Genomic DNA, 18788 nt, shown 5'->3' with positions numbered 1-18788 from the left:
GTCGTGTGTGTCAGCCGAGGCGGTGGTGGTGTACGCCGAACTCGTCGGCCACCGTCGCCGCCAGTTCCACATAGGCGCGCTTGGTGGTCTTGTGCAGGCGGTGCAGGTCGATTTCGGCGCCCTCGGAGAGGTGCTCGTCGAAGGGGATGATGTGGACGGCACGGCAGCGGGACAGGAAGTACTCGCGCAGCTGCTGGATGCCGACATTGGGTGAGCCCTCGCGGGGGAGGTTGATGACGACCACCGCGTTGCGGACCAGGTGGTCGTGGCCGTGCAGCGACAGCCAATCCAGGGTCGCGGCGGCGCTGCGAGCACCGTCGATGGCGGCCGACGAGATCAGCACCAGGGAGTGGGCGAGGTCGAGGACCCCGCCCATCGCCGAGTGCATCAGTCCGGTGCCGCAATCGGTGAGGATGATGTTGTAGAAGCGCTGCAGGATGCGGGCTACGGCCCGGTATTCCTCGTCGTTGAACGCTTCGGACGCGGCCGGATCACGTTCGCTGGCAAGGACTTCCAGGCGGCTAGAGCCCTGGGAGGTGTGCCTGCGGACGTCGGAGTAGCGCTGGATCGAGGGGTCGAGCAGCAGGTCGCGCACTGTCGAGCGGGTTTGGATGGCTACTCGCTGCGACAGGGTGCCGAAGTCGGGATTGGCGTCGACGGCGATGACTCGGTCGCCGCGGATCGAGGCGAAGATCGAGCCGATGCCGGTCGTTGTGGTCGTCTTGCCGACGCCACCCTTCAGCGAGAGGACCGCGATCCGGTAGTCGCCGCGCACGGGTTGGCGGATACGGGCCACGAGTTCCTGCAGGCGCAGTTCCTCCGCGGACATGCCCGGGTTGATCGCACCGCCGGACGCGTGGTGCACGGCCTTGCGCCAACCGCTGCCCGGAGCCTTCTTGGCCCGCTTGACCGGGACATCGTCGAGCGAGGGCTGGTAGCCCTGTGGCTGTGCGCCCCAACCGGGTTGGCCGTATGGCTGCTGCTGGCCCTGCTGGTAGTTGCCCGGCTGCTGGTACTGCTGCGGGGCCGCGTTGGGCTGCTGGTACTGCTGCGCGGGGGTGCCGTCGGGCTGGAACTGCTGGCCGGGGCCGTTGGGGTGCTGGTACTGCTGGGCCGGACCGTTCGGGGGGAACTGTTGCGGCATCCCCTGATTCGGCTGCTGGTACTGCGGAGCAGGGGAGCCGTCGGGCCGATACTGCTGCTGCGCGGGTGCGCCGTCGGGGTGCTGCGCGGGAGCGGCGTCGGGCCGATACTGCGGTGCCGCACCCTCGGGTCGAGGGGCGACGCCATCGGGTCCGTATGTGGGCAGACCGTCGGGCTGCTGGTGCTGGGCGGGGGTGCCGTCCGGGCGGGGATACGGCGACGCGGCGTCGGCCGCCTGCACGAATTCACCCGAGCGGTAACCGGTTTGCGCGCCACCCTGCCCGCTCGCCTCACCGCTTTGCAGTCGAGGATCATCGGACCGGTAGACCTCGGTCCGCCCATCCGGCGCGTGCATCGGCGCGACCGGCGTGGGATCGCCGGGAACCGAGTTGTATTGCGTCGCAGGATAAGCCTGCGGCGGCACGTTCTCGCCGGACGCGTACGGCGACCGCTGCTCGGTACCCGGCGCCCGCTGCGGAACACCGGCCTCGCCGGAGCTGTAAGGCGACCCGTGCGGTGGCGCGGATTCGCCTGCGGCATGCGGGGATCGGGCATCCGAACGTCCCGCCTCCGGGGATGCTTCGGGAGTCGAGTAATTCGGCGGCGTCTGCGCTGCGTGGCGCTGCGGTGCCGACTCGCTGGTGGCCTGCGGGGCCAGGGGGCCTGCCTGCGCGGGTCCCAGCTGCGAATCGACTGCGGTGTTCGCGGGGGCGTCCTCGTCGGGCATCGATCCGGCAGCCGAATGACGCGCACCGGTCGTCTGCGCTGCGGGGGGCTCCGCGGCGGGTGCTGGTGTTGTCGCCGTGGCCGATTCGGGCACGTCGTTGGCGGCCTCGCGAGACGGCGTGGCCTGCTCGGCCTCCTGGAACGACGGCGCCGGCGGCGATTCCAACTCGGCCGCACGGTGCGCGGAGGTCGACGGCGTGTCGGTGGTGGGTTGTCCGACTTCGTCGCGAGGCGGCACCGGTTGGGGTGCCGTGTGGCCTGCCTGCTCGACTTCCCGGTCCGCGGTGACCGGCCGCGGCTCGGCGGCGGTCGGCTGCGGCGGGACGGTCAGGCGTGGTGGGGCCTGGGTCGGCCGCGCGGGCGGGTCCGGCAGGGGAGGGGGCGGGGGAAGGTCGGGGCGCTGCTGGTTCGGGCCGAGCGGGGTGAAGCCGTTCGACGGCGGTGCCGGTGTACGCGTCGGGAGTGCGTTCGCGGCGTGATCCGCCGCCTCGGTGCTCGGCGCGGGTGTGGCCGGACCTGCGTGCGGATGCCCGCTGGTGGGCGAAGGCGGAAGCGGCGCGCCGGCCGAAGGCAGCGCGGGATTCGCCGGTGGCTGACCCGTCGACCAAGGGGCCGAACTGGTCGAGGACGCCTGGCCGCCTGCCCACGGCGCCGGATCCGCAGCCGAAGGCCCGGGGATCTGGCCGTGGGTGTCCGGCCGCGGCGCCGGATCCGTCGATGACGGCGGCGCGCTGGTCGGCGGCGCCAGGGGGTTCTGGGCAGCCTGCTGGTGCGGCTGCTGATACTGGCCCGCCTGCGGCTCGCGGCCTGCCTGCTGCTGTGGGGACTGCTCGCGGGTCGGCTGCTGGTACGAGCCCTGTCCCTGGGTCGGCTGCTGGTACGAGCCCTGTCCCTGGGTCGGCTGCTGCTCGCGGCCGGACTGATGGGGCGGCTGGTCGTAGGTGGGCTGCTGACGTGGCTGTTCTTCGCCGCGCGGCTGCTGGTGGGAGGGGCCGGGAATCAGCGGGTTCGCGGGCTGCTGCGGGGTGGCCCAGCCGGAACCGGACTGGTTCGGCTCGGCATGGCGGCGCTGGTCGACGGGTTCGGCAGGCCGTGCGGGCTGCTGCTGGGCGGCCTCTTCCTCGGACTCACGGTCCTTGCGGCGGCGCCTGCCCTTGTCCTTGCGCGCGGCATCGTCACCACGGCCCATGAAGCGGCGGCGTTTGGGTGCCTCATCGATCTCGTCGTCCTGCGGCAGGTTCTCGACCGGAGCCTCGTAACCGACCTGTGTGACGTCGCTCTCCGACAGCCACGGCGGCAGCATGGGGAGGCTGTCGTTGTTGCGGCTCACCGGCACGCCTCGCTCACCAGGGTCCCCCGATCTGATCGACCCACTTCTCCGACGCCGGTGAGTTTACGCGACAACCCCATCGCCGTGGTGGGCGCCTCATGGCTCCGGATCGGGCTACGGATAGAGCGCAGCGGCAGTGTGGATAGCGCAGCGGCGGGCCCGATCGAGGTGTACGGTTCGGGGCACTTTTGCCTCTGGCCGCCCGGCCCGGTAAGCTTGAGCGGCGGTGCACCTATGCGCCGACTGTTCGCATGCATGTCGACCGATCGTCGTCGACCGTTGCGAGTGAGCAGCACGAGTAATCCAAACTCAGGTTGAGCGTAACCGGGATCGCGGAGGATATGGCGAAGAAAGACGGGGCCATCGAGGTCGAGGGTCGAGTTGTCGAGCCGCTGCCCAATGCGATGTTCCGGATCGAGCTCGAGAACGGTCACAAGGTTCTCGCGCACATCAGCGGAAAGATGCGGCAGCACTACATTCGTATCCTTCCGGAAGACCGCGTGGTCGTCGAGCTGTCGCCGTACGACCTCTCACGCGGCCGGATTGTCTACCGCTACAAGTGATGCCTGACGGCGTCGCGAGCCCTACCGGCGCGCGGCGTCGCACAGTGTCCCGGCAACGGGGCGCACACCAGACTTCCCCAGTCCTCTGGCTGGGGAAAAACTGTGTTCACACCACCTGTGTGGACCAATACAAGATTGGACTGACGTGAAGGTTAATCCGAGCGTCAAGAAGATCTGCGAGAAGTGCAAGGTGATCCGCCGTCATGGTCGGGTCATGGTGATCTGCGACAACCTGCGCCACAAGCAGCGTCAGGGCTGAGACAGCGTTCCCGAGGCTTGCCGAGGGGCCGTTCTATGCAGCACCACCGGGCACCGATCGTCTGATCGGACTGACCGAAAGAAGAACTCCCAGATCCAGCGCGTACGCACGTGTGCGCGCCATCCACCGGCACGGAGGCCGGTGCCCCCATTTCTTACACGGGGGGACGGACGGGGAGCAGACCTCCGCAACCATTAAGGAACCTGCCACATGGCACGTCTGATGGGCGTTGATCTCCCGCGCGAAAAGCGCATGGAGATCGCGCTGACCTACATTTTCGGAATCGGGCGCACCCGCGCCACCCAGATCCTGGCCGAGACGGGCGTCAGCCCGGACCTGCGCTCCAAGGATCTCAGCGACGACGACCTGTCGAAGCTTCGCGATTACATCGAAGCCTCGGACTACAAGGTCGAAGGTGACCTGCGCCGCGAGGTTCAGGCCGATATTCGCCGCAAGATCGAGATCGGCTGCTACCAGGGCATCCGCCACCGTCGTGGCCTGCCCGTTCGTGGTCAGCGCACCAAGACCAACGCGCGTACGCGCAAGGGTCCGAAGAAGACCGTCGCCGGCAAGAAGAAGTAGGGATAGCGTATGCCTCCGAAGAGCCGGGCCGCTGGCCCGAAGAAGACTCAGAAGTCGCGTCGCCGGGATAAGAAGAACATCCCGCACGGCCACGCGCACATCAAGAGCACGTTCAACAACACCATCGTCTCGATCACCGACCCCGAGGGCAATGTCATCTCGTGGGCGTCGTCGGGTCACGTCGGTTTCAAGGGTTCGCGTAAGAGCACCCCGTTCGCCGCGCAGCTCGCTGCCGAGAACGCTGCCCGCAAGGCGCAGGAGAACGGCGTCAAGAAGGTCGACGTGTTCGTGAAGGGCCCGGGTTCGGGCCGCGAGACCGCGATCCGTTCGCTGCAGGCCGCAGGCCTGGAAGTGGGCTCGATCTCCGATGTCACTCCGCAGCCGCACAACGGCTGCCGTCCGCCCAAGCGGCGTCGCGTCTAAAGCGGGAAAGGAACAGATAACAAATGGCACGTTATACAGGCCCCATCACCCGCAAGTCGCGTCGTCTGCGCGTCGACCTCGTCGGAGGCGACCAGGCGTTCGAGCGTCGTCCTTACCCGCCCGGCCAGCACGGCCGCGCGCGGATCAAGGAATCCGAGTACCTCATGCAGCTGCAGGAGAAGCAGAAGGCTCGCTTCTCGTACGGCGTCATGGAGAAGCAGTTCCGTCGTTACTACGAAGAGGCCAACCGCCTCAAGGGTAAGACCGGCGACAACCTGCTCCGTCTGCTCGAGGCTCGTCTGGACAACGTCGTGTACCGCGCCGGTCTGGCTCGTACCCGTCGTCAGGCCCGTCAGCTGGTCAGCCACGGTCACTTCATCGTCAACGGTGTCAAGGTGAACGTCCCCAGCTACCAGGTCTCCCAGTACGACATCATCGATGTCAAGGAGAAGTCGCTCCCGACGCTGCCGTTCCAGGTGGCTCGCGAGACCGTCGGCGACCGTCCGGTCCCCGGTTGGCTGCAGGTCGTCCCCGGCCGCCTGCGCATCCTGGTGCACCAGCTGCCCGAGCGCGCGCAGATCGATGTGCCGCTGCAGGAACAGCTCATCGTCGAGTACTACTCGAAGTAATCGCTTAACGGTGGGGGTCGCCACGCGGCGGCCCCCGCAATCACTGACGAGGCATCAAATAGCGGATGCCCTGAACAGGAAGTAGATCCTCATGCTGATTTCCCAGCGTCCGACACTGACCGAAGAGGTTGTGGCGGAGAACCGCTCGAAGTTCACCATCGAACCCCTCGAGCCGGGCTTCGGTTACACCCTCGGCAACTCGCTGCGTCGTACCCTGCTGTCCTCCATCCCGGGGGCCGCGGTCACGAGCATCCGCATCGACGGCGTCCTGCACGAGTTCACCACCGTTCCCGGCGTGAAGGAAGATGTCACCGACATCATCCTGAACCTCAAGGGTCTGGTCGTGTCCTCGGAAGAGGACGAGCCGGTCACCATGTACGTGCGTAAGCAGGGCCCGGGCACCGTCACCGCCGGTGACATCGTCCCGCCCGCCGGCGTCATCGTGCACAACCCGGACATGCACATCGCCACCCTCAACGACAAGGGCAAGCTCGAGATCGAGCTCGTCGTCGAGCGGGGTCGCGGTTACGTGCCCGCCGTGCAGAACAAGGCGACCGGCGCGGAAATCGGCCGGATCCCGGTGGATTCGATCTACTCCCCGGTGCTCAAGGTGACCTACAAGGTCGAGGCCACCCGTGTCGAGCAGCGCACCGACTTCGACCGTCTCATCCTCGACGTGGAGACCAAGAACTCCATCACGGCCCGGGACGCGCTGGCTTCGGCCGGTAAGACCCTGGTCGAGCTCTTCGGCCTGGCCCGTGAGCTCAACGTCGAAGCCGAGGGCATCGAGATCGGCCCCAGCCCGGCCGAGGCGGATCACATCGCCTCCTTCGGTCTGCCGATCGAGGACCTGGACCTCACCGTCCGGTCCTACAACTGCCTCAAGCGCGAGGGTGTGCACACGGTGGGCGAGCTTGTCGCCCGTACCGAGTCGGACCTGCTCGACATCCGCAACTTCGGCCAGAAGTCCATCGACGAGGTGAAGGTCAAGCTGCACACGCTCGGCCTCTCGCTCAAGGACAGCCCGGCGTCGTTCGACCCGTCCTCCGTGGTGGGTTACGACGCGAGCACCGGAACGTGGAGCGACAGCGGCACGTTCAGTGATACCGACGGCGGCGAGCAGGACTACGCCGAAACCGAACAGCTTTAATACGCCCAGGAGAAACCCACAATGCCCAAGCCCAAGAAGGGCCGCCGGTTCGGCGGCTCGGCGTCGCACCAGAAGGCGATCTTCGCCAACCTGGCCACGGCGCTTTTCGAGCACGGTCGGATCACGACCACCGAGGCCAAGGCCAAGGCGGTGCGTCCCTACGCCGAGAAGATCATCACCAAGGCGAAGGCCGGCAGCCTTGCCGACCGTCGTGAGGTCATGAAGGACATCCGCAACAAGGACGTCGTCCACGTCCTGTTCGCCGACATCGGCCCCTCGTTCGAGGGTCGCGAGGGTGGCTACACGCGTATCACCAAGGCGCTGCCGCGCAAGGGTGACAACGCGCCGATGGCCATCATCGAGCTCGTTCGCGAGAAGACCGTGACCAACGAGGCCGATCGGGCCCGTCGTGTCGCCGCTTCGCAGAAGACCGAAGAGGCTCCGGCCGCTGAGGTCGTCGAGGAGACCGTCGCCGACGAGACCGTGGCTGACGCCCCGGCCGCCGACGAGGCCACCGAGGACAAGAAGGACGCCTGATTCTCAGGAGTTCTGCCGAGCCCGTCACCCTTCGTGGGTGGCGGGCTCGGCTCTTTCTGTGCGTGATTTCGGGAGGTTGCGATGGATGAGACGTCGACTCGGGTGCGGCTCGGGATCAGTTACGACGGCACCGACTTCATCGGCTGGGCACGTCAGCCGGGGTTACGCACTGTGCAGGGTGTGCTCGAGGAGTCGCTGTCGAAGGTGTTGCGTGAGCCGATCGTGCTGACGGTCGCCGGGCGTACCGACGCGGGCGTGCACGCCGAAGGTCAGGTCGCGCACTTCGACACGGTGGCCGAATTCGACGCCGACAAGTTGATGTACCGCATGGCCAAGTTCCTGCCCAAGGACGTGCGGATCACCGAAATCCGCACCGCACCGCCCGAGTTCGACGCACGCTTCTCCGCGATGCGCCGCCACTACGCCTACCGGCTCACCACCGCCCCCTATGGCGCGCAGCCGTTGCAGGCTCGCGGTGTGGTGCCGTGCAAGCCCGGCGTCGACCTCGAGGCTATGCGGGCCGCGTCCCGAAACCTGCTGGGCCTGCACAATTTCGCCGCCTTCTGCCGCAGACGCGAGGGTGCCACCACCATCCGCGAACTCCAGCGCTTCGACTGGGAACGCGACGGCGACCTGCTCACCGCCTACGTCAGCGCCGACGCCTTCTGCTGGTCGATGGTGCGCAGCCTTGTCGGCGCCGTTCTAGCGGTCGGTGAGGGCCGGCGCACCCCCGAATGGACCACGACCCTGCTCGCCGAAACCGAACGCTCCAGCTCGGTTACCGTCGCCCCCGCTCACGGGCTGAGCCTGATCGCCGTCGACTACCCCGCCGACGCCGACCTCGCCGCCCGCAACATTCAAACTCGCGAAACCAGAACTGTGCCCGCACCCGAAGGCGGCTGCTGCGGCGATTGATTGCCATATCTGTTCTCGTTGTGGCATCACATAAGCCGAGTGGCGATTCGATATTGTTCGAGACAGTTTTCGGCCAATAGAAAGAAGGCGACTTCTTTGTAACTGTGCTGGTTTTCGGTGGTGGCGCTCACGATATCGGTGTGGTAGTCGTAGCGATGCTAGATTTCTCTCGTGGGATACCTCCTCGGCCGCGTCGATCGATGATGGGAAGCGGTCATGTCGAACACTTACGTGCCCGTAACAATTGAGCCGATCGGTCCGGAGCTGTCGTTTCGAGGCCAGCTCACGCAGGGCAGCCGAATGGCCGAATTGCGGCCGGACGAAATGGTATTCGTCGACAGCGGGCGCCTCAATCGGTGGGAGTCCGACGGGCCGCACGAGCGGGCGAGCCTGCGCCCTGTCGCGGTGGAATAGCGAGATCGGGCGATGACGGCGTTCGAGGGTTTCCCCGAGATCTGCTCGACCGATCGGATCGCGGTGCCGGACGCGTTCGGGTACTGGGAGCAGCTGGTCGCCGGTGCGATTACCGAGGTGTCGATCGCGCCGACCGTGCCGCGCGCGTTCGAGGGGCGGATCAGGTCGGCCGACTTCGGCGATATCTCCGTGGGCACAGTGGTTGCCGAGGGGCACGAATTGCGCCGGACGCGACGGCACATCGCCAGGGCCGATGATTTGCATGTCATCGGTAGCGTCGTACTGGCGGGGCGCGCTCAGGTGGAGCACGCGGGAAACCGCGTCGAGCTGACGCAGGGCGCGATGATCTTCTACGACACCTCGCAGCCGATCCTGTGGCGCTCGGACGGCATGATCGAGGATCTCACCATCCGGGTGCCCCGGCAGCAGGTCGTCGACTATCTCGGGGTTCGTGACGACCTCCTGCCTGCCGGGACGGTTATCGGCGAGGGCGGCGTCGGGCTCATGCTGGCCAGATTCTTCCAGCGGGTCGCCCAGCTGCACAGCACAGATCCGGCGGCGGCGGCAGTGCTCGCGGGCAGCGGAATCGACCTACTCGGTGCGGCGGCCACCATCGCGTCGGGCGGGCGACCCGGGCGGGCGCAGATCGCGGCGGTGAACGGCCAGCAGGTGCTCGACTATTTGCGTGCCAACTTCACCGACCCCGGGTTGACCATCGACCGGATCGCGGACGCCTGCGGCGTGTCGCGGCGCACGCTCTATCGGGTGGTCGCGGAGTTCGAGGGCGGACTCGGCGCTGTCTTGCGCGGAATGCGGCTGGAACGGGCCAGGGTGTTGCTCGCGGCGGCCGATTTCCGCTCGGTGGCGGCAGTGGCGACCGCGTCGGGATTCGCCACCGAGCGGCAGTTCTATCGTGCGTTCCAGGCTGCGACCGGTATGACACCGGGTGAGTACCGAGTAGTTGCTCGTTCCGGCACCCACGTCGGCTGACGACGGACGCTCCACCTCGTGGAGTGATATGCCTCACATGGAGTATTCACCCTGAAATACTCGGGCTGGATATCCGCTGCAATTGCCAGTGCTAGATGCCGTTCCGATGACGGTCAACCATCCCGTTCGGAAACATTCGATGGAAACGAGTCGGTCGATCTGGCAGGCTCGGTGCAGGGCGAGCCCGCCGATTGTGCGACGCCAACTGTTTGCTGTTCGGTTCGGATAGGGAGCGAGGTGGTTGGCGTGGAGGTTGCGGAGACCCGTGCCGGAAGCAGCGAATCTTTTGCCGAATGGGAGTCGCTGCTCTCGGAGAGCTATGTCCCGCTGATGGTCGACCCCTGCGATGACGGTGCCTTCCACGGCCGGATCGAACGCACCAGCCAGCCCGGCTTCGATCTGTCGACGATCAGCGCGGGCGCCCAGCGCATCCGCCGCACCACCCGCGGAATCGCGAAGACCGAGGGTGAATTCCTCCTGGTCTCCATCCTCACCGAGGGTTCGGGATTGCTGCACCAGGACGGTCGGGTGGCGTTGGTGCGGCCCGGCGACATGGTCTTCTACGACACCTCTCGCCCGTATCACTGGGACCTGGGCGCTCCATGGGCGCAGGTCGTCGTGCAGACACCACTCGAGGTTCTGCGTCAACAGCTCGGCTCCGGTAGTAATACCCCGTTGCCGACCGCAGTGACGGTCACCGCCGACAGCGCGGGCGGTGTGGTCGCCGGATTCTTCCGCGATCTTGCCCGCATCCAGGAGAGCGCCCCTGGCCACGCGACCGTGCTGGCCGACAGCGGTGTCAAACTGCTCGCCTCCGCGGTCCGGCTGGCCTCGGGGGACATCCCGTCGGGTGAGCCCGCGCAGGCGCTGTCGCGCGAGCAGGTGCTCGCTTTCATGCGGACCAGATGCGCCGACCCGAGCCTGACGATCGACGACATCGCGCGAGCCTGTCTGGTGTCGCGACGAACGCTGTACCGGCTGTTCGGTGACGTGGAGGACGGGCTCAGTGCCGTGCTGCGGCGCATGCGGGTGGAATGCGCGCGCACGCTGCTGGCCCGCTATCCCGGCCGGGCGACGGCGACAGTCGCGCTCGCGTCAGGCTTCGCCTCCGAACGCCATTTCTTCCGTGCCTTCCGGATGGAGACGGGGATGACCCCCGGCGAATTCCGGATGATCGCGACGAGTGCGCTGTCTATCTGATCCCACCTTTCATCGCAAGACTGTCCATCGTCAGGCCCCCTTTCCCGACTGGTTCGACGTCGGAGTGGCGTGGCTGTATTGGACTGCCCGATGCAGGCACCCTCTTGAAGAATGGCCGCCGCTTCGCCAAACTCTTAGCAAGACTCATGTTGAGGTTGCAGTGAACCCGAATTGCGCGCGCTGAAACGGATTTCCGACCGTAAACGGCGGATTGGCACAGACCGTCAGTCGGCTGGCACAGGATGACAGTTTGTATCGCGCCATTCTGCGAGAGAGTGAATTGAACACTCTTCACTGGTTGAGCGACAAGGGGGCACGATGAGTCGGGTACGCGTGGCAGCGGTGCAGGCCGAGCCGAAATGGTTGAATCTGTCCGCCGGAGTCGAACAGACAATCGAATATATCGAGTCGGCTGAACGTGGCGGCGCGCAACTGATCGCTTTTCCGGAGACGTTCCTGCCCGGATTTCCGTGGTGGATGTGGCTCAATTCGGTCGATTGGGGTGAGGAATTCCTGGCCAGGTACCTGGCCAACGCGCTGACCGCCGACGGCCCCGAACTGCGCGCCATCGCGTACGCGGCCCGCCGCAAGGGCCTGCACGTCTCGATCGGCTTCGCCGAGCGGGCCGGACGCGAGGTCTTCATGTCTCAAGCTCTGATCGACGCCGACGGCACCATCGCCGTCGCTCGCAAGGCTGAACCGACCGGGCTCGAGCGCACTGTCTTCAGTGTCTCGCCGGGCGGTGGACCGCTGGTCCGCGACACCGTGCACGGCCGGATCGGTGTGCTCGGCGGCGCCGATCATCTGCGCGCGGACCTGCGCGGACAGCTGCACGAACAGCGCGAGCAGATCCACGTGTCGGCGTGGTCGGGCTTCACCGTGTACTACGGGGAGGGCAAGGAATGGGGGCCCGATCTCAACACCGCCGCCAGTGTCCGCTACGCGATGGACGGGTCGACCCACGTCATCGCGCCCGTCGCGGTCGTGCCAGTGGCGGGCTGGGAGGTCGTCGACGCGCGTTCGCCCGAGCGGCGCCTGCTCCGTGGCGGTGGCGGGGTCTCGCGGATCTTCGGACCCGGTGGGCTCGAACTCGCCACGCCACTCGCCGAAGGCCACGAGGGCCTGCTCTACGCCGATCTCGATCTCGGCCGCGCGGTACGCATGGCCGCGCCTGCTGTGCCGCGCGGCGAGCGCTTGCAGCCCCTTCGGGGGTCCAGCGGTCGGGTCGTGCGGCGCGAGCCGGTGCGCGCCGGACTCGCGGGGGCCTGAGAACCACCTCAGCTGTTCGAGGCCGACCTCGAGTTCGGCGCCGGTGGTGTGGTGGAGTGCGGCGACCGTGTCGCGATCGGCCTGCGGCACTCGTATCGGAGGGTACTGAAAGGGGCTTGCGCAGAGAGGTTCTCCCTGTTCAGGGGATAAATGAAATTGCATTTGCAATTGCATTCGAGGGTATTCTTTGGGCGATGCCGCGGGGACGGCATGCCTGACTCTCGTTTCCGGAGGCGCCTGTGGCGAACGAAGCGACGACGCTGGAGTTCTCGGCGCCGACACCGCGCAGCGCGGAGTTCGAGCAGTGGGAAGCGTTGATGACGAAGACGTATTTCCCACTCGCGCTCGATCCCACGTTGGACGCACCCACGTTCGGCAGGCTCACCAGCAGTGCGTTGCCCGGCGCCGCCGACTTCTCGCTGACCGCGCTCGCGGGTGGGAATCAGGAATTCCGGCGCACCAAGACGCATGTAGCCTGCGCGGACGAGGAATACCTGCTGGTCAGCATTCAGGTCGCCGGTCAGGCCAGACTCACGCAGGACGGCCGCTCAGTGCTGCTGAAGCCGGGTGAGATGACGTTTCTCGATACCGCGCGGCCCTCGCTCTGGCACGACAGTATGTCCTACGAGCAGGTGCTCGTGCGAGTGCCGACACGGCTGCTCCGCCTGCGGCCGGGGCTCGGTGAGGTCCGCATACCGACGGCTACCGTGATTGCTCCGGGCAGTCCGGCGGGTGTGGTGGCCACCTACTTTCGTGAGCTCGCCCGAGTCCGCGCGCAATTGCCCGCGCAGGCCGACATCCTGGCCCGCAGCGCGCTCGACCTCCTCGGCTCGGCGGTGCTGCTCGCCGCGGGAAGCGAACCTACCGAGGCGCCCGCCGACGCGCTCAGCCGCGAACACGTCCTGGTCTACCTCCGAAAGCGCTGCACCGACCCGGAATTGACCGTTGATGAGGTCGCGGCAGCCTGCCACATCTCGCGCCGCACGCTTTTTCGAATCTTCGACGGCACCGGCGACAGCCTCGGTACCACCCTGCGCAGCTTGCGAGTGACGCATGCGCAGGAACTGTTGGCCGGCAACAGCAGCCACCCGCCCGCGGCGGTCGCGTTCGCCTCGGGATTCGCCTCGGAACGGCACTTCTACCGCGTGTTCCAGCGGGAAACCGGGATGACGCCCGGCGAATATCGGCAGTCGCACATCGGCTGACCAACGTGGCGCCGATTGTCAGAGGCTTGGCGCGGTAGGACTGTAGACACGAACGCTGCGGCATCACACTGGATTTCGTTGGACCAGTGCGGTGCGAGGAGCGATCACGATGCCGATTCAGATCAGGGCGGCGGCGGTGCAGGCCGAGCCTGCGTGGCTGCATCTGCCCGCCGGTGTCGCGCAGACGATAGGTTTCATCGAGGACGCCGGCGCCGGTGGGGCCCAGCTGGTCGCGTTCCCTGAGGTCTTTCTGCCCGGGTATCCGTGGTGGTTGTGGCTGAACTCGGTGGACTGGGGGTCGGAGTTCCGGTCGCGATATCTCGCCAACTCGATGACCAGAGATGGCGCCGAGATGGCTGCCATCGCGGACGCGGCACAGTGGGCTCAGGTGCGGGTGGTGCTCGGGTTCGCCGAGCGGGCCGGCGACGAAATCTACATGGCGCAGGCGATGATCGGCCCGGACGGACAGGTACGGGTGGCTCGCAAGCAACGGCCGACGCCACTGGAACGTGAAGTCTTCGCCGACGGTGTGGCGCCGTCGGTGGTTTACCACACCGAACTGGGCCGGGTCGGCGTCCTGGGGGGAGCCGATCATCTGTGCCCGGACCGGCGCGTGGACCTGTGGCGGGAGCAGGTCCACGTTGCCGCGTTCTCTGGATTCACCGTGTATCACGAGGTCGGCGACGATGTCGTGGTCGCGGTGAACAGCACGGTCGCCGAGCAGTACGCGCGCGAGGGCGGGGTCGTGGTGATCGCGCCGACGGCGCTGGTGCCGATGACCGGCTGGTCGGTCGTCGACGCGCGTTCGCCGCAACATCTGCTGCTCAGCGGTGGTGGTGGGGTGGCCAGGATCCTCGGCCCGGACGGCCGCGATCTGGCGCCGCCGCTGCCGCCCGGCAAGTCGGGGCTGCTGTTCGCCGACCTCGTGCTCGACGAGTCGGGCAACCGGTGGACCGATATGCGGGTGGCCGGCTAGCCGAACCTCCGGTCGTGTGCGAACAGTCCGCGAAACGTTGACTGAGCCAGCGCTCGGGGCTCAGGACCGTACGAGTCGTGCGATCGCGTCGGTGGCCTCTTTGATCTTGGCTTCGGCCTCGGGTCCACCGGCCACCGCGGCATCGACGACGCAGTGCGAGATGTGGTCCTCGAGCAGCCCCATCGCGACGGCCTGCAGCGCCTTGGTCATGGCGGAGACCTGGGTGAGGATGTCGATGCAGTATTTCTCCTCTTCGACCATCCGCTGGAGCCCGCGCGACTGGCCCTCGATGCGGCGAAGTCGCTTGAGGTAGTCGTCCTTGGCGGTGATGTAGCCGTGGCCTGCGTGGCCCGCGTGCTCGTCGCCGGTCGCGGTGTCGGGGGTGGGTGTTGTCACCGAAGGTCTCCTCGCCTGCCTGGTAGCTCGCGTGGCGAACTAATACCCCCCTAGGGTACAGTTTCGCGGTGGAATTGTCAGATGACAGGTCCCCGGTGCTGCGTGCGGTCGGCCCTGGCGGAAGAATCGGCGCTATGAGTTCGCTTCCCCGGCCCGCACTCGCCGTCATCGGCGGCAGCGGTTTCTATGACTTCTTCGACCACGACGCGGTGCACGTCGAGGTCGACACACCGTATGGCGCGCCGAGTGCGCCGGTCGCGATCGGGGAGGTCGAAGGCCGTGCCGTCGCCTTCCTGCCGCGGCACGGCAAGCAGCACGAGTTCGCGCCCCACACCCTGCCCTACCAGGCGAATATGTGGGCGCTGCGCGCGCTCGGGGTACGCCGGGTGTTCGCGCCGTGCGCGGTCGGCAGCCTGCGCGCCGATTGGGGTCCGGGCACCGTGGCGGTGCCGGATCAGCTCGTCGACCGGACCTCGGGTCGCCCGCAGACCTACTTCGACGGTGGCGGCGTCCATGTCTCCTTCGCTGATCCCTACTGCGACGACCTGCGCGCGGCCGCGGTGAAGTCGGCGGGTGAGCTTCGGGTCGAGGATTCCGGCACGATGGTCGTGGTGCAGGGCCCTCGTTTCTCCACCCGCGCCGAGAGCCGCTGGTTCGCCGGGCAGGGCTGGGACCTGGTCAACATGACCGGACACCCCGAAGCTGTCCTCGCCCGCGAACTCGAAATGTGCTACGCCGCAGTCGCTCTCGTCACCGACTTGGACGCCGGCCTCGAAGAGGGCGCAGGCGTGCACGCGGTCGACGTGTTCGCCGAGTTCAAGAAGAACCTCGGACCGTTCAAGGAGCTCATGCGTCGCGCGATCAGCGCGGTAGACGGCACCGACACCTGCGAGCGCTGCCGCGTGCACGCCGGGGTATCGCTGCCCTTCGAACTGCCCTGATCATCCCGGCGGCGCGGTGACCTGCAACTGCGCGAGCATGAAGGCAGGTGCCGTGCCGCCGCTGGGCAGCGGTGACACCTCGACGTCGACGGTGAGCCAGCCACCCGACTCGGCCGCCAGCCGCAATCCGCTCAGCCCGGCGTGCGTGGCACCGGCCAGTACCTCGGCGCGCAGTGCGGCGATCCTCGGCCGGTCGTCGGGATGCGGGACGGTTCGCTCGTCGACCCCGCGCCACGTCAGGCCCGGCATCGGCTCGGTGACCCATCGCACCGCGCGAACCTGCGCGGTGTCGAGGATGACCAGATACAGGCCGGGCCGGGATTCGCGCAGCAACTCGAGCGTCGCGGCCTCGAACGACTTGTGTTGTGGGGCAATGCTGTCGGTGACATCGACGGCGACCCCACGCCACGCGAACCGCTGCTGGTCGCCGCTGCCGTTGCGCGCGGCCACCAACAGTGAACGCGGGCCGATCCGCGAGTGCACGGTGGCGACTCCCGACCATCGGCTCCGTGGGTCCGAACGGTACATCGTGGCAACGAATTCCAGGGCCTGATCGAAACGCTCGATGCGCTGGAACGGCTCGGCACCGCTGTATTCGACCGGCGCCGAACCGAAATGGGGCCCGAGCCCGGCGGGATGGGTGCGCATCACGCGGGCGCGCGCGTCGACCTGGAACGGTGCGACGCGCAGTTCGTCCCGCGGCACCTCCGGCCCGACCCACACCTTCACCGCATGCGCGGTGGATCCGGGCCACAGCACCGGCACAGCACGAAACCGCAACTCCGACCAAGGATTACGCGACTTCGGCAGCACCTCCTCCACCGGCGCCCCCGTATCATGCGCGGCCGCGATCAATGGCTGCAGCCGAGCCGGAATCGCCCGCTGATACGACGCCCACTCACGCGGCGTAGTGCCCGCGGTCAACATCGACCAAGTCTGCGGTGTCCCCAACGTCTCCACCAACTGCCAACGTCCGATAATCACGTGCGACCCGTTACCTGAAGAGTGAGGCGGGCGAGGTTGATCGCCGCATTGGTATCCCGATCAATCGGCGGACACCCATTACGACAGTGATATACACGGTCACGCAATGCCAGCTTGGTTATCGCCTGACAGCGCGAACACGTTCGAATAGAAGGAAACCATCGATCCGCAGTGACGAGCCGTGCCTGGTTCCAGGTGGTCTTGTAGCCGAGCAAGGTCCGTATCCGGCCGAGCGCGGCGTCACCGATCGCCCGGTTCAACCCCTGCTTGTAGGCACCGCCACGGCGAGACATTCCAGCGACGTTGAGGTCTTCGACAACGATCACGGCGTGGTTGCGAGCGAGTCTGGTGGTGGCGGCGTGGAGCTCGTTGCGGCGGATGTTCGCTACACGAGCATGGGTTTTCGCGATGCGAGCTTGGGTGCGCACCCACTGCTTCGACGGGTCCTGGCGGGATTCGGTCGTCTGGTCCCAACGACCTTGCTGCCGTGCGGCTTTGCGTTGCAACACCCGCAGCCTCGTTTGCGCGGCGGTCAGCGGTTTCGGTGCCGGCACGCGCTCTATCTCGGTGCCGTCCGCTGCTGCGACGACCAGCAGGTCTTTCACTCCGACATCGACACCCACCACCGGATGCGGTGATCGGCGAGCTCGGTCGCCACCGTGTTTGCCTTCCACGATCACCGCGAACGCACAGTACCAGCGTTGACCGTCGTATTTGACTGTCGCGGACAGAATGCGTGCGGTTCCCGCCTCGATACGGCGTGCCAACTTACGGGTCGATTCGTGGGTGTGGATCGTGCCGAGTACTGGCAGTGTGACGTGGTGTCGGTCGAGGTTCACTCGGATTGCGCCGGTGGTGAACCGGACCGAGTTCACCACCCGATGCTTGGGCTTGAAACGAGGGAACCCGATTTTGGCGCCTGCTCGCACACCGCTTCTCGACGCGGACCATGCGTTCAATCCTCGTGCGAGGCCGTCTAATCCACTGTTGTATGCCTCTTTGGAGTTCTCTGCCCACCACGGTGCGACCGTGTTCTTGCGGGTGTTCCACTTCTTACGCAACGCCGCCAGACTCCAGCCGAGCACAGGGGTCATCTCGTTGTCGGGCACACCATAGGAACGCTCTGAGGACCTTTGATCGATGACGGCTTTCACCAGCGCGAGCATGTGATTGTGTGCGAATCGTGCTGCCCCGCAATGGGAGCGGATTGCACGTTCCTGTGACGGGCTGGGATCCAACGCGAACCGGTACGCTTGGGCGGTCCAACCGTCGGGGATCTGAAACGTCGTCATGCGCCTGCTCACCCGGCCCTGACAGCGGCCGAATCAGCCGCTCGGCCGTCGCGAGAAACCGCCGCAGGGGTTACCCCGAGCTGCTTGTGCCTGGTCCACTCAGCCAACTTCAGACCCCCGAGTCAGTCAGATTCGCAAACGGATACTTACGTTCACCCGAGTTCCCTCGAGCAGTTCACAACCCCGCGCCCCCATGAGCTCTGCACGACTGCCCTCTATCTTGCCTGATCGGTCGAGCGGGGCGGATCAGGGGGGAGTGCGGTGTCGATAAGCTCGGCGGCATGAACGCACCGCTGCGGTTGGAGATCATCGTCGCCAGTACGCGCCCCGAGCGATTCGCGCCCGTGGTGGCGGGCTGGCTGGTCACCGCGCTGGGCGAGCGGCCGGAATTCGAGGTGGGGGTGCTCGATCTGCTCGATCTGGCGCTGCCTGTCGACCTCACCGAAACGGCGGAGGTCGAGGCATTTCGGGCCAGGTTGGCCGCGGCGGACGCGTTCGTCGCCGTCACCTCCGAGTACAACCACGGGTACCCGGCTTCGCTGAAGACCGCGCTCGACAGCGCCAAGCACGAGTGGCGGGCCAAGCCGATCGGGTTCGTGTCCTACGGCGGCCTGTCGGGTGGGTTGCGCGCGGTCGAGCAGTTGCGTCAGGTGGTCGCGGAACTGCACATGGTGTCGGTGCGCGAATCGGTGAGCTTCGCCCAGGCCAAACGTCGCTTCGACAAGACCGGCATGACCGACGACAACGCCGCGATCGACGCGTGCGACCGCATGCTGAACCAATTGACCTGGTGGGGAACCACTTTGCGGGCGGCCCGCACGGTCGAACCCTATCCGGGCTGATCGGCCGTGCGGGGCGGGCGCA

General features: G+C 66.8%; 20 protein-coding genes. 16 read left to right on the top strand and 4 right to left on the bottom strand.

From position 1 onward, the window contains the following. Positions 1-10: 10 nt before the first annotated feature. On the bottom strand, positions 11-3199 hold the full coding sequence (locus ACFWPX_RS20090; RefSeq protein WP_378928670.1) for an AAA family ATPase: 3189 nt from the start codon (positions 3197-3199) through the stop codon (positions 11-13). Positions 3200-3540: 341 nt separating this feature from the next. Here ACFWPX_RS20090 and infA point away from each other — a divergent pair, with 341 nt between their 5' ends. From infA to ACFWPX_RS20020, 14 genes are all read left to right on the top strand, one after another. Beyond that, positions 3541-3762, top strand: coding sequence for a translation initiation factor IF-1 (gene infA / locus ACFWPX_RS20085; RefSeq protein WP_003418601.1), 222 nt, complete (start codon positions 3541-3543; stop codon positions 3760-3762). Positions 3763-3907: 145 nt separating this feature from the next. After that, positions 3908-4021: a 50S ribosomal protein L36 gene (rpmJ, locus tag ACFWPX_RS20080; protein WP_056818299.1), complete on the top strand. Its 114-nt coding sequence runs from the start codon at positions 3908-3910 to the stop codon at positions 4019-4021. Between the two features lie 210 nt (positions 4022-4231). Then, complete coding sequence (rpsM, locus tag ACFWPX_RS20075; protein ID WP_378598303.1) at positions 4232-4603, top strand: 30S ribosomal protein S13; 372 nt, start codon at positions 4232-4234, stop codon at positions 4601-4603. A gap of 9 nt (positions 4604-4612) precedes the next feature. Beyond that, a complete protein-coding gene (gene rpsK / locus ACFWPX_RS20070; RefSeq protein ID WP_019045110.1) occupies positions 4613-5026 on the top strand; it encodes a 30S ribosomal protein S11 in 414 nt (137 codons plus the stop codon). A gap of 23 nt (positions 5027-5049) precedes the next feature. Continuing rightward, positions 5050-5655 carry a 30S ribosomal protein S4 gene (gene rpsD, locus ACFWPX_RS20065; RefSeq protein WP_067448178.1) on the top strand — a complete coding sequence of 202 codons (606 nt, stop codon included), beginning with the start codon at positions 5050-5052 and terminating at the stop codon, positions 5653-5655. A 91-nt stretch (positions 5656-5746) separates the two neighbouring features. Next, positions 5747-6805, top strand: coding sequence for a DNA-directed RNA polymerase subunit alpha (locus ACFWPX_RS20060; protein ID WP_056818293.1), 1059 nt, complete (start codon positions 5747-5749; stop codon positions 6803-6805). Positions 6806-6826: 21 nt separating this feature from the next. Then, positions 6827-7342, top strand: a complete 516-nt coding sequence (gene rplQ, locus ACFWPX_RS20055; protein WP_378919046.1) for a 50S ribosomal protein L17 — start codon at positions 6827-6829, stop codon at positions 7340-7342. Positions 7343-7444: 102 nt separating this feature from the next. Then, positions 7445-8257 carry a tRNA pseudouridine(38-40) synthase TruA gene (truA, locus tag ACFWPX_RS20050; protein ID WP_378928738.1) on the top strand — a complete coding sequence of 271 codons (813 nt, stop codon included), beginning with the start codon at positions 7445-7447 and terminating at the stop codon, positions 8255-8257. 216 nt (positions 8258-8473) lie between these two features. Further along, positions 8474-8671: a hypothetical protein gene (locus ACFWPX_RS20045; RefSeq protein ID WP_378928669.1), complete on the top strand. Its 198-nt coding sequence runs from the start codon at positions 8474-8476 to the stop codon at positions 8669-8671. Between the two features lie 12 nt (positions 8672-8683). Further along, positions 8684-9661: a helix-turn-helix domain-containing protein gene (locus ACFWPX_RS20040; RefSeq protein WP_378919044.1), complete on the top strand. Its 978-nt coding sequence runs from the start codon at positions 8684-8686 to the stop codon at positions 9659-9661. 246 nt (positions 9662-9907) lie between these two features. Further along, on the top strand, positions 9908-10861 hold the full coding sequence (locus ACFWPX_RS20035) for a helix-turn-helix domain-containing protein (protein WP_378928668.1): 954 nt from the start codon (positions 9908-9910) through the stop codon (positions 10859-10861). 318 nt (positions 10862-11179) lie between these two features. Next, entirely contained in the window at positions 11180-12130 is a 951-nt protein-coding gene (locus ACFWPX_RS20030; RefSeq protein ID WP_378928667.1) for a nitrilase-related carbon-nitrogen hydrolase, read from the top strand. Positions 12131-12369: 239 nt separating this feature from the next. Further along, positions 12370-13335, top strand: coding sequence for a helix-turn-helix domain-containing protein (locus ACFWPX_RS20025; RefSeq protein WP_378928666.1), 966 nt, complete (start codon positions 12370-12372; stop codon positions 13333-13335). Between the two features lie 109 nt (positions 13336-13444). After that, complete coding sequence (locus ACFWPX_RS20020) at positions 13445-14311, top strand: nitrilase-related carbon-nitrogen hydrolase (RefSeq protein WP_378928665.1); 867 nt, start codon at positions 13445-13447, stop codon at positions 14309-14311. A gap of 60 nt (positions 14312-14371) precedes the next feature. Here the strand turns inward: ACFWPX_RS20020 and ACFWPX_RS20015 are convergent, their stop codons facing one another. Further along, positions 14372-14707, bottom strand: a complete 336-nt coding sequence (locus tag ACFWPX_RS20015) for a metal-sensitive transcriptional regulator (protein WP_063004986.1) — start codon at positions 14705-14707, stop codon at positions 14372-14374. 134 nt (positions 14708-14841) lie between these two features. Between ACFWPX_RS20015 and ACFWPX_RS20010 the strand changes: the two genes are divergently transcribed. After that, complete coding sequence (locus tag ACFWPX_RS20010; protein WP_378928664.1) at positions 14842-15648, top strand: S-methyl-5'-thioadenosine phosphorylase; 807 nt, start codon at positions 14842-14844, stop codon at positions 15646-15648. On the opposite strand, the gene ACFWPX_RS20005 is transcribed toward ACFWPX_RS20010, so the two are convergent. Then, positions 15649-16632: a GAF domain-containing protein gene (locus ACFWPX_RS20005; protein WP_378928663.1), complete on the bottom strand. Its 984-nt coding sequence runs from the start codon at positions 16630-16632 to the stop codon at positions 15649-15651. After that, the gene (gene tnpB, locus ACFWPX_RS20000; RefSeq protein ID WP_378928736.1) at positions 16629-17924 is read right to left on the bottom strand and encodes an IS607 family element RNA-guided endonuclease TnpB; all 1296 of its coding nucleotides are present in this window, start codon (positions 17922-17924) and stop codon (positions 16629-16631) included. Before tnpB ends, ACFWPX_RS20005 begins: the two co-directional genes overlap by 4 nt. 281 nt (positions 17925-18205) lie before the next feature. Between tnpB and ACFWPX_RS19995 the strand changes: the two genes are divergently transcribed. After that, positions 18206-18766, top strand: a complete 561-nt coding sequence (locus ACFWPX_RS19995) for an NADPH-dependent FMN reductase (protein ID WP_378919029.1) — start codon at positions 18206-18208, stop codon at positions 18764-18766. The last annotated feature ends 22 nt before the right edge of the window (positions 18767-18788 follow it).

Source organism: Nocardia sp. NPDC058518 (genome assembly GCF_042719655.1).
In the GTDB taxonomy this organism is placed as follows: Bacteria; Actinomycetota; Actinomycetes; order Mycobacteriales; family Mycobacteriaceae; genus Nocardia.
The sequence above is the reverse complement of the archived record's forward strand: the minus strand, read 5'-3'. Positions and strand labels throughout refer to the sequence as shown.